Genomic DNA, 15,346 nt, shown 5'->3' with positions numbered 1-15,346 from the left:
ATCAACTCCAAGATCCGACACCCGGATTACCCGTTCAAGGCTGCATGACGAGGCACTAGCCGAGTTGAGTACGCCGCTGGACGGCTTGCGTTGCGGTCCTTCAGTTGATGCTGTGGGCCAGATCCCGGGGGGCGTGTCACCAGGATTCGTGTCTCACAAGCCTAAGGCTGCGGTCGCGAGAGCGTACCGTCGGGCTTCGTCCTTAAGGTCTGCTCTATCGGCTCCGGAAGCGACGCGTTCGTTCGTGGTAGCCATCCGGAACAGCAGTGCACGAGCTACCGATGCCACCGACACATCCACCGTCTCCAACAGGGACGCTGATGCGCTGTGCCAGCAGAGCGCGTCAGCCACCACGACGCCCTCGGCATACTCCGGTGGCCGCCAGTAGGGCGAGATGTCGATGACCGCCGGAGCGCGTCCGGGAGCGAACAAAACGTTATTCGTCAGATCCGCGTGCACGATCTGAGGGCGCCCGAGCGGCTCCGGCGCGTCCTGCAGCCGTCGCGCCACGGCGGCGAACTCCGGGCGGAACCGGATGTCCCGCTCGCCCCAGACCGCCCTGTCCGCCCGTGCCCACCAGTCCTGCCGCCGATCGAGGAGGTCCGGGCGGCCAAGATGAGCCACCGCCCGGTGAAACGCCCGTCCGGCGGCAAGGATCTCCTGCCACGTCGACATTGCGGAGTGGTCCGGTTCGCTGCCCTCGACCCACCGCGTGGCAGACCACCCGTGACACACCCAAGCGCCTTCACGGGTACAGACCGGCTCGGCGACACGGAAGCCGTCAGGCGTCACATCGGCGAGCGCACCAGCGAGCCATTCGTGCAGCGGGCCGTCGCCTGGCTTGAACACCAGGTTCCCCGCAACCCACGAGGTGCCCTGTCCACCGTCCAGCGGTCGGGCTGGCCCGTCGACACCAAATCCATGCAGGACAGCCAATGGAGGCTGGTCACGAGACACCAGTGCACGGTAGAGCTGACCAGCGACTCTGTCGATGCAATTCAGGACGGGATGCATCCGCCGGCGCGGATCACAGCACGAACTCCCTTGGCATCCGGATTTGCCGCCGACCGGGCGGCGTCCGTGCGTCCGACCGTCACCGCTTGTAACCGGCTTCGCGCGGGCGTCTGCCGCACGGGTTGCTGCTGCTCGCCGTCCCCCGGAACAGCACCTCAAACGACGTCGGCGAAATCACGTTGCGCCATCAGGGCCACGGCAGCTTCGATCGCTTCCCTGGTTACCGTTGGTACGACGGCGACAGCCCGCTCGGCGAAGTAGCCGGGCATCGTCATGGCACTCTGCACTTCCTGAGCCAACCGGGTCGGATCGTAGAAGGTGATCGCCTTCTCGCGCCCGGGCCAGCGGACGACTACCTCAATCCAGCCCTTGGCCTCAGTCATTGCCCAGTCGTGCTCGTCCAGCGAATCGGGGTAGACGACCTGCACGGCTTCAGACTGAGCAGGGTTGTGGCTCGCCGGATCAGACGAGTACAACGACTCACCCGTCTTCCCCTGTCCGAGCGACCGAAGAATCTGCTCGGGCCTGCCTCCTTTCGAGGCAGCCAGCTCGATGACCACGTCCGCTGCAAGGGCTGTCAGGTCCAGCGCGGCCGCCAGCGCATTGCTGGACGGCGGCCTGAGTGAGGTTGTAGACCTCTGCATCGTCGTCTGCAAGATAGGCAGCCACGCTCTTGACAGCGGCACGCCTACCGTCACTTGCTCGTCCGGTCCTTCGCACAAGGTCAGTCTCTCGCACCCACGTGCCCGGATCTGCCGCCGAGCGTGCGCGCCCCCACCAGCCGTAGCCGTCACGCTCCGTGGGCGGCCTCCAGGGCCGGCCGACGTCCGCAACTGCCGATGAGCGCGCACCTGATCAAGGGCTCTTACATGCCGAATGAGAGCGCGTGGCCCTGTCGTCCCCGGACGCTTCCCCTATGCTTCGACCGGCTGTTACATAGACGAGTTCCGATCGAGAAGGTTCATCCGAGGGTGTTCTGGGGGTAGTTGGGTTGTTGTGCGGCGTGGTGCAGTCGAATGTAGGTGTCCGGCTACAAGATCCCCGAGAAGATAGGTTCGTCAGGAGGTCGAACTGCTCGTGGTTAGCGTGCCAGGGTGAACCGCTCGGCAGGCTGTCTGCCAGATCATAGGCAGCGTTCAGCCTGAGCCGCGCGGCGATGGTGACGCGTCGTCTTGGCGTGTTCGTGGGAATTGCCCGGCCATGATGGATAACGCTATGCGGGCTCCGGGGCCGTCAGTTCCTGTCGGCAGCGTGGTGGCGCACGCATGTCTGCTTCGCGTTGCGATGTCTGGCGCCGTGGGTCGCAGACGTCGATAATCGGCGTGTGCCAGCGATCTAGTCCGCCCTTGGATGCGCGATTTGGGTGATGTCGGCTGGTTTCGACGCCGCGAGGGGTGGGGCTCGTGACCAGGTTGGGATCGGGGCCGGCGGTCCGGCGGAGTCAGCAGGTCACGTTGGCGCTGTGCTGGGCGGTTCTCGTCGTCGAGGGCTACGACATCGTGGTGTACGGGGCGGCCGTTCCGATGCTGCTTAGGGTCGACGCGTGGGAACTGGGCGAGCGGGAGATCGGACTACTCGGGTCGGCGGCCCTAGTCGGGATGCTGTTCGGCGCTATCGTGGCGAGCCTGTTTGCCGATCGTCTCGGGCGCCGGCCGGTGTTGGTGAGTGGCGTGGTCGTCTTCAGTTTTGGGATGCTGGTGTGTGCGGCTGCTCCAACGCCGGTGGTGTTCGGGGGCGGCCGCCTCGTGGTCGGGCTCGGCACGGGTGTGCTGCTGCCGACCGCGGCGGCGTTCGTGGCCGAGTTCGCACCGCCCGGTCGCCGCAACCTGTATCAGGGCGTCGTGTTCGGTGGGATCGGGGTTGGTGGTGCGCTGAGCGCGGTGTCAGCGATCGCGTTGGCTGGCAGCGGGTTTCGTGCCATGTTCCTCGTCGGAGTGCTGCCGGTCGTCGTGCTTGTCCCGGTGCTACTGCGCTGGCTGCCGGAGTCGGGTGAGTTCCTGGTTGCCCGCGAACGTGCCGCCGGGCAGCCATCGATCCCCGCGGGGTCCTGGCCGCTGCTCCTGAGCCGCGACTACGCGTCCCGGACACTGCTGTTCTGGACAGCGACGTTTCTGAGCCTGCTCGTGCTGTTCGGCTCGTACACGTGGTTGCCGCTGTTGATGAATCGAGCCGGGTACGACCTCGGATCGTCGTTGAGGTTTCTGCTTGCGCTCAACTTTGGCGTGGTTGCCGGTTCCCTGATGTCTTCCCGGCTGGCCGACCGGTTCGGTGGGCGGCGGGTCATCTTCGGGTCCTTCGTGGCGGCGAGCGCGGCGTTCGCGCTGCTTGCCCAGGCCCCGCCGATGCTGGCCGGTTACGCCCTGGTGGCGGTCGTGGGTGTCGGCGCTGTCAACGCCCAGTTCCTTGTCAACGCTTATGTCGCCGCCTCGTACCCGACGATGCACCGCGGCACCGCAGTGGGTGCCGCGCTCGGTATCGGCCGGCTCGGGGGTGTACTCGGACCGGTGTATGGAGGCTGGCTGCTTGCGGAGCGGTTCCCAGTGGCGGCGGGGTTCTACGGGTTCGCCCTGCCCGCGCTCCTGGCGGCCGTGGTCGTCGCGGCCTTCCCCGGTATACCCGGCAGCGGCATCCAACAGTCTGCTGGTGTTCGTGGAGGCCGCGTGCGCATGCAGGACAGCCCAGGTCCGGCATGAGAACCGTGTCGATGTTCGGCCGGGAACGGGAGGCCAAGCGTCTGGCCGAGCTGATCGATGGCGTTGACGACCAGGGTGGTGCCCTGCTGGTTCGAGGTGAAGCGGGAATCGGCAAGACCACGCTGCTGGCGCACGGCGCGGCGCTTGCGGGCGCGGCTGGTATGCGGGTGCTCACCGCGGTCGGGGCCGAGTCCGAGGTGCACCTGCCCTACGCCGGCCTTCATCAGATTCTTCATCCGATCCGTACGGGTATCGACCTGCTGCCGGCGCCTCAGCGCGACGCGGTCCAGGCCGCGTTGGGTATCACCGACCGGGTGGTGCCGGATGCCTATCTGGTCGGTTTGGCTGTGTTGAACCTCCTGGCCGACGTCGCCGCCCACGCCCCGGTGATGGTCGTCGTCGAGGACGCACATTGGCTGGATCGGTCCAGCGCCGACGTCCTCGGTTTCGTGGCGCGGCGGGTGCAGTCGGAGCCGATGGCGCTGCTGGCTGCCGTTCGTGATGGGGTCGCGTCGCCTCTGCAAGAGGCTGGGCTGGCGTTGTTGAGCCTCGAGCGTTTGTCCGAGGACGCGGCGGCGAGCCTGCTCGATGCGGTCGCTCCCGGCCTTGCCCCAGCGGTCCGGGGGCGATTGCTGGACGAGGCCGCCGGCAACCCCTTGGCGCTGACCGAACTGCCAGGCGCCGCGCAGGCGTTGGAGGGAGCCGACGCACGTGCCCCGGCACGGCTGCCTTTGACCGCCCGCCTCGAGCGGGCCTTTACCGCTCGGGTATCCGAGCTGCCCGCCGCCACCCGTACGGTCCTGTTGGTCGCCGCGCTCAACGACAGCACCTCGGTCGCCGAGGCGCTGGAGGCCGGCGCGCTCGCCGTCGGCGCCAAGGTCGACGCCACTGTGCTGGCTCCCGCCGTGCAGGCACGGTTGGTTGACCTCGGTAGCGGCGTCGTGTCGTTTCGGCATCCACTGATGCGTTCGGCGATCCCGCAGACCGCGAGCCTGGCCGAACGTCAGGCGGCCCATGCCGCGTTGGCGGAAGCATTGCGCGGGCAGGCTGATCGGCGGGCCTGGCACCGGGCGGCCGCCGCGGCCGGTCCGGACGAGAGTGTCGCCGCCGAGCTGGAGTCGACCGCGGATCGTGCGCAGCGTCGTGGCGGTGTGGGCGCTGCCGTAGCGGCGCTGGAGCGCGCGGCGCGGCTCAGCGACGGTCCGGCCCGCCGGGCTGAGCGGTTGCTACGAGCGGCCGATCTCGCGGTCGAGTCGGGACGGCAGGATGTCGTGGTGCGTCTGTTGGACCAGGTGTCGCTGTTGGAGCTCTCGGCGCAGCAGCGAGCGCGGGTGGTGTGGATCCGAGGCAGCTTCGATGACGGAATGCGTGATGACAGCGTGGGCGCGTTCGAGCTGGCCAGGCTCGCCGAGCAGGTGGCGGCGGACGGCGATGTGGACCTGGTGATGCGGATCCTGTGGAGCGCGGCCCTGCGGTGCTTCTGGGCCGAGCCCGGCGCGGCGGCGCGGCAACACATCGTGGCCGTCGCGGAGGCACTGCCGATCGGCGAACGGGACCCACGGTTGATGGCGATTCTCGCGTACGCGGCACCGATCGAGCGGGGCACGGCGGTCATCCACCGCCTGGCCGGCCTTGCCGGGCAGCCAAGCGGCGACCCCCAGGTCGAACGCCTGCTCGGCACCGCCGCCTTGCTGGTGGGTGCCTTCGACCTCGCGGTGCGACTGTCGGCGGCCTCGGTGTCCGGCCTTCGGACGCAGGGCCGGCTCGGGCTGCTGGCCCGAGCACTCGGGGCGCAGGCGTGGAGTGCGGGGCGCCTGGCCGACCTCAGCGTGGCCATCCCGGCTTCGGAGGAGGCGAGCCGACTGGCCCGGGAGACCACGCAGCCGTTCCTGCACGCGATGGTGCTCGCGTCCGAGGCCGAGATCGCCGCGCTTCGCGGCGACTACGATCGTGCCGACGTATTGGCGTCGCAGGCCGAGCAGGTGAGCCTCCCGGCGGGCGCGCGTCCGGTGTTGGCCACGGTGCAGGTGGCACGTGGCCTTGCCGCGCTCGGTGACGGGCGCTACGGCGACGCGTACGCACACCTTCGACGTATGCACGATCCGGCCGATCCCGCCTACCAGGTCGCGCTGCGCTGCTACGCGGTCGCGGAACTCGCCGAGGCGGCCGTCCGAAGCGGCCGCACTGAGGCGATCTGGGACGTCATGGAGGGACTGGAGGCGGTGGCGGCGACGACAAAGTCGCCGGCGTTGCATGCCGGCCTGCGCTACGCCCGCGCCGTCCTGGCCGACGACGACAAGGCGGAGGAGCTGTTCGAGGTCGCGCTGAGCGCGGACCTGACCGGATGGTCCTTCGTACGCGCACGGACCCAGCTCGCCTTCGGCGAGTGGCTACGTCGTCAGCGGCGAGCGGTGCAGTCCCGCGGGCATCTGCGTGCGGCTCGGGAGACGTTCGACGCACTTGGGGCCATTCCGTGGAGCGACCGGGCGCGGCAGGAGCTGCGTGCCGCCGGCGAGGTGAGCCCACACCGCAGTCCGGACGCCCGCGATCAGCTCACCGCGCATGAGCTCCACATCGCCCAGCTGGCGGCCGAGGGTCTGACGAACCGCCAGATCGGCCAGCGGCTCTACCTGTCGCACCGCACCGTGAGCACCCATTTGCACCGGATCTTCCCCAAGCTCGGCATCACCTCACGGTCCGCACTGGGCGCGGCTCTCACGAGGCCGGACCCGGTCACGGCGCCATGACGTACACAGGCACCGTCATCTGACGTTAGCGAGGACAACCGGGTCGTTCCTACGGTTTGCCCTACCACCCGTACGGCGACCAAGGAGGTCCTCATGAACTCATCCACCGCACAAGGCCCCGGCTCCGTTTCCGGCGCTCCGAACCTTCCGGCGGGGTTCACCGATACGTTTACGAGCCGGTACATCGATACCGGCGACGTGCGGCTGCACGCGGTTGTCGGTGGCGACGGACCGCCGCTGCTGCTGGTGCACGGCTGGCCGCAGACCTGGTATGCGTGGCGGCTGCTGATGCCGGCTCTGGCGCGGGACTTCCAGGTCATCGCGGTCGACCAGCGCGGCATCGGGCTGTCCGACAAGCCCGAGGATGGGTACGATGCCGGCACCCTCGCCGGCGACCTGATCGGGTTGATGGACGCGCTGGGTCACCAGCGGTTCGCGGTGGTGGGTCACGACACCGGCTTCGTGATCAGCTACGCACTGGCCGCGGATCATCCGGACAGGGTCGCCTGCGCAGCGCTCGCCGAGATCCCCGGACCGCCGGGGGCGACTCCGTCACCGCCGCTGTTCGTCCCGGGAGCGGTTAACGACCGGCTGTGGCACATTCCGTTCAACCGGGTGGACAAGGTGCCCGAACAGCTCGTGGCGGGGCGGGAGGACATCTTCTTCGGCTACGAATTCGCCATCCAGGGCGGGAAGCTGCCCGACGACGTGGTCGGGTACTACGTGCGTCTGTTGTCCAACCCGGAGGCCCTGCACGGCAGCTTCGGGTTCTACCGGGCGTTCGAGGCCACCGTGGAGCAGAACGTCCAACGCCAGGACCGGCATCTGAGCATGCCTGTCCTGGCGATCGGTGGACAGGCCAGCCACGGCGGACACGTCGCGGAGGCGATGGAGCTGATCGCGGACGACGTGCGCGGTGTGGTCATCCCGGACGCCGGTCACTGGGTGGCCGAGCAAGCCCCCGAGCAGATGCTGGCGGCGCTGACCGCGTTCCTGGCCCCGTACCGCGACACTCCGACCGCAGTGAGCCTGACCCGGCCGGATGCTGCCCCGGTCGGCTAGACCGGCCATCGAAAGGAGATGATGGCGATGTTCGGCCCACGTGCGAGTTCTGACCCCGTATCCACCGAATCTGACAACGACGGCAGGGAGGAGGTGGTCGACGCCCGGATGACCAGACGCGGCGTGATCCGCGCAGCGGGCGCGAGCGCCGTGGCACTCGGCCTGGGCGGCGCCGTACTGACCGCCACCCCGGCGGCGGCAGCCGCGAACTCGTCTGTCCCGCGCCTGCCCACCCCGACCGGCTATGGTTCCGTTTCCCAGGCACCGCACCTGCCGGCAGGGTTCCACAGGACGTTCACCAGCCGGTACATCAAGACCGGTGAACTGCGCCAGCACGCGGTCATCGGCGGCACCGGGCCGCCGCTGCTGCTGGTCCACGGCTGGCCGCAAACCTGGTACGCCTGGCGGCTGCTGATGCCGGCCCTGGCCCGCCACTTCCAGGTCATCGCGGTCGACCAGCGCGGCATCGGACTGACCGACAAACCCGAGGGCGGCTACGACACCGGCACCCTCGCCGCAGACCTGATCGCCCTGATGGACGCCCTCGGCCACCAACGGTTCGCCATGCTCGGCCACGACACCGGAATGCCCATCGGCTACGCCCTGGCCGCCGACCACCCGCACCGCATCGAGCGGCTCGCCGTCGCCGAGGCCGCCCTCCCCGGCATCGGAAAATCACCCGAGATGTTCGGTGACATGGCCAGCAACAACCGACTCTGGCACATCCCCTTCAACCGCATCGACAAGCTCAACGAACAACTCGTCAGGGGACGAGAACACATCTACTACGGCTGGCAGTTCACCACCAAGGCCGCGAAGCCGCTGCCCGACTACGCCGTCCGCCACTACGTCCACACCCTCGCCCGCGACCCGCAAGCTCTGCACGGCAGCTTCCAGTGGTACCGCGCCCTGGACACCACCATCAAGCAGAACGAGCGGCGTCAAAAGCAGCGCCCGTTGACCCTGCCCGTCCTGGCGATCGGCGGCGCCACAAGCGCCGGCCAAGGGACCGCGGACATGATGAAACTCGTCGCGGACAATGTACGAGCCCTGGTCATCCCCGGAGCCGGCCACTGGGTCGCCGAAGAAGCTCCCCAGCAGACGCTGACGGCCCTGACCACCTTCCTGGCCCCGTACCGGCGACAGATCGGCCACCGCGCACACGTCTGACACCGCCACACCCCGCACCTGCCACCGCTCGACAGCGCGGCCGGGAGGCTCAACACCGAGCCACCCGGCCGCATCGGTCGCGCGGACCCACGCCTGTGGCCAGCTCTGCCGCTCGATGTCGGTTTCGCACTCGAGGAGGAACGAGAATGAACTGGCTCCCAGCGGGATGGACGTATTGGTTGGCCCTCGGCGGTTCACCCGCTCCATGGAATGGTGGTCACGACGAAGCCGTACCCATATCACGCGCCAACTTCAGGCAGGTCCCCGATGTCGGCGCCATCAACCTGTGGTTGATCGAAATTACCTACGAATTCGTCGCGGCCCACTCGCATTGCATCCGATGCGGCGGCCCGCTCGGTCGCGGACTCCAAGTCATACACTCGGACGCCGTACATCTCCCGTACACCGTGTCCATCGCGACCAGGTGCCATGGTTGGCAACGCCACAGACACGTCGCAACCGTCGCTGAAGCATCGAATGACCTTATACTCGGCGCCTTTGCCGCCAACTGACCGACGCCCGCTCAATACGAACCGACGCTCGTGACCTTCATCGATCGCGTCGAAGGCACCGACGCAGTAAGGCCACCTTAAGGCCCACCGAGTCACCGATCTGGTATCGAGTTCCTGGCAGCCGAATCGCGGTACGTGGTGCACTGATCTGCCGCGATCCGCGCTAACCATCCACCGCGCGGTGACCGAACGTAGTCGAAGGGGACACCCGACCGAGTAACGCTGGGAGCCTCAGATCGGCCATCTTGGGCCCCGTCGTCATGTGGATCTTTGTACGTTTACGGCGTACCTACCTACCTATGTACTCAGACTTGTACGCCGACACCAGCCGACAACGCAAAAAAGGGCCGACATCTTGCGCGGAGACCCACAGGTGGGCTGAGCGGACGGCCGCTCAGCCCACCTGTGGGTCCACCGCCCTACTGGCCGAGCCGGGCTCAGTCCTCCCGGACGGTGCTGTCCTCCGTGGCCATGGTGCGCTTGGCCAAATCCGGGTCCTCGTCGGGTGGGTCGACCTCAATGCACCCGAAGAGCCGATCGATCACCTGGAGCGCCTGTGTGGAGTAGCGGTCGGCGAATCCACGGCAAATGGCGGGCTTGACCTCCGGGTGTAGGTAGTGGGGAAGCGTGTCGTGGCAGACGATGAACCCCTGGTCCTGCAGTGCCTTGTCTACCAGATCACGTAGGCGGCCTTCGGAGAGGTGCATCAGGTTGCCGGGGCTTCTCTGCACCACGCAAGCAGGCACGCCTTTGAACCCTGAAGCCGCCTCGATTCCGCGCTGCTCGTAAATGCGCGATCACGACACGTCCGGACACCGCAGGAGACCGCGTTGACCTAACGCCACGTAGCACGCGGATCGCGGCTCTGAGCGTGCTATTGATCAACCGGCTTCGTCGGACAGTCTGGCGACCGTGTCGTTGGCGGTAGCGGGAAGGCCCCGCGCTGCCCTGCCGCCTCGGCGGAATTACAGCGTCGACTACTCAGGCCTGACGAGGGAAGGGCTCGCCGACGGGCCAGGGGTCGCCGAGGCCGAACCATTCGGCTTGGGCGCGCCGAGGGTCGACGAACTCGATCCGGTCGTCGGCGCCGGCAACGAACCGGCGCCACAGCGGCAGCGCTTCCACCGCGTGGTCCGGGTCCGGGTGCTACGTTCCGTGAAGATTCGCATCAAGCCTGGACCGGTAACGGACCCGCCGTCATGGCTACCCTGCGTAACACCGCGATCGGCTACCACCGCACCAACGGCGAAACCAACATCGCCCGCGCCACCCGACGCGCTAACCACCGCCCACACGACCTCATCACCGCCGTCACCAGCACTAACCCCAGAACGCAATGACCTGGGCATGAGAGCCTCCGCAGGTTCGGGGTAGGACGTCGCAATCCACACCGAGCCCGAAGGCCCTCACCTGTTTCAGACCTACCCGTCATCAACGTCTGTGGTCAGTACAACTAGATCAGGGCTGAAGGCTACGGCGGTAGTCGCTGGGTGATAGGCCGTATGTGGCGCTGAAAAGGTGACTGAAGTGGGCGTTGCTGGAAAAGCCGTTACGCTGCGCAATCTTGTGAATTGGGTAGGACCATTGGTGAGGGTCTGCAAGCGCCGCCCGACACCGGTCCAGTCGCCGCTGGCGGACCCGGCCGGCAATGGTCACGCCCTGTTCCTTGAAGAGCTTTTGAAGGTACCGGAGTGAGACACCATGCGCCGTGGCGATCATCCGGGGTGAGAGTTGTGGATCGCCGATGTGCCGTTCGATGAAGTGGAGGACCCGGGCGTACAGGGCCTCCCGGTGGTCTGATGGCAGGCCTGCCACACCGTCGAGATGGTGAGCGAGCAGTGCCGTCACCAGGTCCAGGGTGACGGCCGACAGCCGGACGGCATCGTCGGGCCGATATCGAGGTGCCTGCTGGATCAGCTCCAGAAGGTAAGTTCCAACCACCTCTCCGATCCCCGTCGTTCCCGGTATGCGCTCCGCGATCAACAGGTCGATCGCGTTGGACCGGAGCGGCATGAGTGATCGTGGGACCTGCACCAGTATCTGGGTGGCTCGGCGGCCGGGCTCCTCGGACGTCCAGCCGTGGCACGCTCGTGAGGTGTCGAGTAGGTTGAATTCCCGAGGGTCGATCACCTGCTGCTTGTCGGCGACGGACAACCCCAGTTGTCCACGAACGTTCAGCGCGAGGACGAACTGCTCCGGATCCGACTGTCGGACCTGTCTCTCGCTCCGGCTCCAGCTGGACGATGAGTAGGTCAGCCTAGAGACCACTATGCTGCCAAGGTTCACCGATCGGGCCGCAGCATGGAAGCGGTCCGCGTCCTCGCAGGTGATCGTGGACGGCCAGATCGATCGACGGGTCCGCTCCCGCCACCATTCCAACCGATCGACCACGCGCAGGTCGTCGCTCTGCGCGTCAAGACAGATCATCCCGATACCTCCCACATAGAACACCGACATGTGTTGATGGGTTGGTCAGTCGCGAATGCGCCGGGTCCTAGGTACAGATTTTGAACCGCTAGTTGAGTCGGTGGAGCGTCAGGTCGAGTGGCTCGGGGAGCCGTCGAGTTGGTCGGGGCGTAGCTCCGCGTATCCGTAGCCGGGCCGCTCTGGTGGTCAGCCGGGTTCGACTCAGCACCGTCGATGCTACCGAACCTGGCACGCGGCCCCATTCCGACGCCGCTGAACGTTGCTGGAGGCGGCCCGGGGCCCAGTCAGGCATACCGAGTGGCCACCGCGCGGAGTACGCGTTGACGGCGTTGACCTTGAGTCCGTACCGGACAACTCCCTCGACCGTCGCGGTCGGCCTCGCTTGTCGTCTTCCAGCATTGGGGGAGTCATCAGGGCCGTCCTGAAGTGCTTCGGGCGCGGACTCATGCCGCACACGGATAGTCAACAGCGTGCACTTGCGGTGGAGCCCAGGCTAGGCCGGCGGGCACAGCCTCGATCAGCACGCTGGCGGCGCCAGCCGGCCGGTCACCGACGCCAGACGCCGCGGCGTTCCACATCTTGCGGCGAAGGATTGCAAGGCTCTCCAGCGCAACCTCCAACCCGAAACGCCTATCACGGCGATCTTGCACGTATCGACAACAACCATGCGCGCATCAACATCGACCTAGGAATCGGTCATCCGGTAATTTCCTTCCACGGACAGCTTGTACGATTTGGGGGATGGCGTGAGAACTGTGATCGGGAACGTCTGGAAGGCCTTACGGCCAAGTGCAGCTCGTCTTTTGACGGTTCTGGTGGTCGCGGCGTCCGCGATCGCAGTAGCACCGGCCTCGCCGGCCGCGGCGGCCCCGTGCAACTACTCTTGGAGCAACAAGAGCGGCGAGGCGGGCTGGATCGACGGCGACGGGGTCAACTATCGCGGCGGCCCGTATACCTCGTGTGACTCGTTCGGCCAGTTCGACAACTACGACTACGTGTATGCGCACTGCTGGAGACGCGGGACGACTGTGGGCTACACCGATGTCTGGTGGCACGTCCGACTCTCCGGCACCACCCGGCAGGGGTGGGTCAGCGAGTACTACACCCTGTATTTGACCTCGAACGCGGCACGGGCTTGCTGATGGCCTGATCATGCCTTGCGGCTGGGTGGGGCCGGCTGCGGCCCCCACCCAGTTCCTTCGGGTGCGCCTGCCGATACAGTCCGTCCTGCTCGAACGTGCGGACACGACTTAGCTGAGAGCGGGTCTGTTCTGGACGCGGCCGCACACCGACCCGGACCGACCCGCGCTACCCGAAGACAGCGATCAGCCCGGTCGACCACGTCCGCGCCGCTGGACGACGCACTGCGGAGACGATCACCTGGCACGAAGGCTCAGAAGACATGATGTGTTCACACGGTCTTCCTGCGAGTCCGCCCGGCCCGCACCGCGTGTCCCGTGACCCGTGGCACGAGCGGTGACTGATCGCCCAGTGGCCCGACGACCAACCTAAGCCGGTCAAGTACTGGCTGTCCAGCCTGCCCGTGACCGGCGCATACAGGTTGAGACCTGTCGCCAATCCGGCGCAGGTAGGAGCACGTACCGTGAAGGGGCGGTGGCAGATGAGAGTGATTGGATCCAACACGGACAGCGTTGGCGGATCGGTTCACGCGTCGGGACCGGTCGAGGGGCAGATGGGCTGGGATAGTTCCCGGACGGTCCGAGTCGCCCTCGACGACGCCGGCCGAGTGTCCGAGGTGGAGTTGCGCGCGCAGTGGCTGCGTGACCTCGATGTGGACGGGTTGGTCGGCGCCTTGAGCGAGGCGATGACGATTGTCCGAATGGCACAACTAGAGGATCGAGCCCGGGAGTCGGCCGAGGATCTCAACACGGGAGGCCGGGCCAACGTCTGGGCAGCGGCTGCCGGTGAAGGGCGGGCGACACCGGACCGCCTCGGCGGGGACAACGACGCACTCGCCGCGATCGTGGACGACGTCGACTATGCACTCGACCTCGTCGACCGATGGGAGCAGACACTCGGCGACAGCTGGACCACGGAGGTCGAGGGACGCAGCCCGGACCACCGGGTCACCGTACGGTTCAGTCTCGCGGCGGGCCTCACCGGGCTGTCGGGTGACCGCTACTGGCTCGAAACGACCCCCGCGCACCGCGTCGCAGCGAGCGTCCGGGATGCCTGCCGCGCCGCATACGAGCAGGTCGATCAGGCGACTGCGCGGGCGTTCGAGTCGCTAGGGCCGCTGCGCGGGCTCCCGGGTGTAAGCGGGCTACTCGACGAACTCGGCCGGTCAACGGGAACGACGCCGCGCCAGTGATCCGGAAGATGACCGCCGGTGCCACGGCCCGGCAGGAAGGAAAATCCACATGCAGGTCTCAGCACCCGGACCGAGCGCGGGTGGAGAGGAGAAAACCGCGGCTCACCTCGCCGCGATCCGCGCCGACGCCAACAAGTGGTACAGCCTGTCCGACCAGATGACGACGACAGCGCAACTCGTCCGGAGCATCGAACTCGACGGAGGGTTGCTGTCCTTCTTCGGAGAACTGACCGGACTGGTCAACGGCTACAACGCGGCCACGGAGAAGATGGCCAGGCTCCTCGATGAGGGCGCCGCCGATTTTGACAGTGTGGGCTTGAAACTCGTCAAGGCGGCCCGTAACTACGAGGACACCGACGCACGGGCGGCCGCCCGGCACAAGTTCAAATGGTAAACCCGCAGAGGGCGTTCAAACCGGAGATCAAGGAGGAGATCACGTTATGGCTAAGGATGGCGCGGCCGCCGTCAAGGCATGGGAATCCGCGGATTCGAAGGCTGACAAACTCGTCTCCGCTGTCAACTTCCAGATGAAGTTGCCGATCTACCCTAAGCCGGTCAAGGAGCGGGCGGCGACGAAGATGACCGAGTTCCACACAAAACGAGCCACGCTCACAAGCGAATTGACACCCTTCCTGGCCCAGCCGGGGAACACGACCGCGCTGCTGGGCAGCCACGTTGGTTGGCAAGTCATCGAAGATCACTTCCGGCACATGGTGGGACAGATTCTCGCCGACCCCGAACTGGCGGATGACAATGCCCTTGCTGTCGACGATTTCTGGAAAGGCGACGCCGCCAGGAGCTACCAGTCGATTCTACCTCTGCGTGAGCAGGCAGTCGTCGGGATGGCAGAGGCGGCGAGCGCGCTGAGGAACGTGGTAAGCGAGAGCCGGAACGCCCTCGACAGCTTCTACAACGCGGTTATCGGCGGGCTCATCCTCTACGGCATCGGAGCCGCCGGCGCCATTGCCGCCGCTGCGGCCGGCGGACCTCTAGCGGGCGCCGTCGCCGGTATCTCGGCTGTGAGCGCCATTGCCGGGTTGCTGGTACCGGCCATCATCCAGATCAAGTCGACCATGGACGACCTGAAGACCCAGGTCGGCAACCTGCCAGCCTTCAACGAGCACAACCGGTACCCCGGCGGTCACTGGCCGGAACTGGCGAGGTGATACGCGACCAACCCGGTTGTGGCGTGGCACCGAGAGCCATATCTCGGGCTCTGTTGCATTGAGGGTTGGCATGATCAAGGCAGGCTTGAGCAGTGAGGTCATTGATCCGCTCTCGCCCGTGGCTGCCTCCGAAGTCTGCGTTCGCCGGGTTCCGGTTCCCGCCTGAGGTACCCCCGGTTTCATGGAGTTCTTTGATCATGGTCTGATGGCCATGGGAAGGAAC

The 15,346-nt window shown here is 66.8% G+C and carries 13 protein-coding genes; 8 read left to right on the top strand and 5 right to left on the bottom strand.

Annotated features, from left to right (window positions below):
* Positions 1–153 precede the first annotated feature (153 nt).
* Positions 154–849, bottom strand: coding sequence for a hypothetical protein (locus tag ACFP2T_RS45810; RefSeq protein ID WP_377433781.1), 696 nt, complete (start codon positions 847–849; stop codon positions 154–156).
* Between the two features lie 320 nt (positions 850–1,169).
* Positions 1,170–1,712: a hypothetical protein gene (locus ACFP2T_RS45805; RefSeq protein ID WP_377433780.1), complete on the bottom strand. Its 543-nt coding sequence runs from the start codon at positions 1,710–1,712 to the stop codon at positions 1,170–1,172.
* 696 nt (positions 1,713–2,408) lie between these two features.
* Between ACFP2T_RS45805 and ACFP2T_RS45800 the strand changes: the two genes are divergently transcribed.
* The 4 genes from ACFP2T_RS45800 to ACFP2T_RS45785 all read left to right on the top strand — a co-directional run bounded on the left by ACFP2T_RS45800 (position 2,409) and on the right by ACFP2T_RS45785 (position 8,686).
* A complete protein-coding gene (locus ACFP2T_RS45800) occupies positions 2,409–3,707 on the top strand; it encodes an MFS transporter (RefSeq protein ID WP_377433778.1) in 1,299 nt (432 codons plus the stop codon).
* Positions 3,704–6,454, top strand: a complete 2,751-nt coding sequence (locus ACFP2T_RS45795) for an AAA family ATPase (RefSeq protein WP_377433776.1) — start codon at positions 3,704–3,706, stop codon at positions 6,452–6,454. Before ACFP2T_RS45800 ends, ACFP2T_RS45795 begins: the two co-directional genes overlap by 4 nt.
* A gap of 93 nt (positions 6,455–6,547) precedes the next feature.
* Entirely contained in the window at positions 6,548–7,516 is a 969-nt protein-coding gene (locus tag ACFP2T_RS45790; protein WP_377433774.1) for an alpha/beta fold hydrolase, read from the top strand.
* Positions 7,517–7,624: 108 nt separating this feature from the next.
* A complete protein-coding gene (locus tag ACFP2T_RS45785; RefSeq protein WP_377433773.1) occupies positions 7,625–8,686 on the top strand; it encodes an alpha/beta fold hydrolase in 1,062 nt (353 codons plus the stop codon).
* A 949-nt stretch (positions 8,687–9,635) separates the two neighbouring features.
* Here ACFP2T_RS45785 and ACFP2T_RS45780 read toward each other — a convergent pair.
* From ACFP2T_RS45780 to ACFP2T_RS45770, 3 genes are all read right to left on the bottom strand, one after another.
* On the bottom strand, positions 9,636–9,932 hold the full coding sequence (locus ACFP2T_RS45780; RefSeq protein ID WP_377433770.1) for a hypothetical protein: 297 nt from the start codon (positions 9,930–9,932) through the stop codon (positions 9,636–9,638).
* Positions 9,933–10,179: 247 nt separating this feature from the next.
* On the bottom strand, positions 10,180–10,323 hold the full coding sequence (locus tag ACFP2T_RS45775) for a hypothetical protein (RefSeq protein WP_377433767.1): 144 nt from the start codon (positions 10,321–10,323) through the stop codon (positions 10,180–10,182).
* 333 nt (positions 10,324–10,656) lie between these two features.
* Positions 10,657–11,655: an AraC-like ligand-binding domain-containing protein gene (locus ACFP2T_RS45770; RefSeq protein ID WP_377433766.1), complete on the bottom strand. Its 999-nt coding sequence runs from the start codon at positions 11,653–11,655 to the stop codon at positions 10,657–10,659.
* 773 nt (positions 11,656–12,428) lie between these two features.
* Here ACFP2T_RS45770 and ACFP2T_RS45765 point away from each other — a divergent pair.
* The 4 genes from ACFP2T_RS45765 to ACFP2T_RS45750 all read left to right on the top strand — a co-directional run bounded on the left by ACFP2T_RS45765 (position 12,429) and on the right by ACFP2T_RS45750 (position 15,123).
* Positions 12,429–12,767, top strand: a complete 339-nt coding sequence (locus ACFP2T_RS45765; RefSeq protein WP_377433764.1) for a hypothetical protein — start codon at positions 12,429–12,431, stop codon at positions 12,765–12,767.
* Positions 12,768–13,318: 551 nt separating this feature from the next.
* Complete coding sequence (locus ACFP2T_RS45760) at positions 13,319–13,957, top strand: hypothetical protein (protein WP_377433762.1); 639 nt, start codon at positions 13,319–13,321, stop codon at positions 13,955–13,957.
* Positions 13,958–14,006: 49 nt separating this feature from the next.
* A complete protein-coding gene (locus ACFP2T_RS45755) occupies positions 14,007–14,351 on the top strand; it encodes a hypothetical protein (RefSeq protein ID WP_377433761.1) in 345 nt (114 codons plus the stop codon).
* A 46-nt stretch (positions 14,352–14,397) separates the two neighbouring features.
* Complete coding sequence (locus tag ACFP2T_RS45750; RefSeq protein ID WP_377433760.1) at positions 14,398–15,123, top strand: hypothetical protein; 726 nt, start codon at positions 14,398–14,400, stop codon at positions 15,121–15,123.
* Positions 15,124–15,346: the final 223 nt, after the last annotated feature.

It is taken from the genome of Plantactinospora solaniradicis (assembly GCF_042658085.1).
GTDB lineage: Bacteria > Actinomycetota > Actinomycetes > Mycobacteriales > Micromonosporaceae > Plantactinospora > Plantactinospora solaniradicis.
Note: the sequence above shows the minus strand (reverse complement) of the source record. Positions and strands in the feature narration are given on the sequence as shown.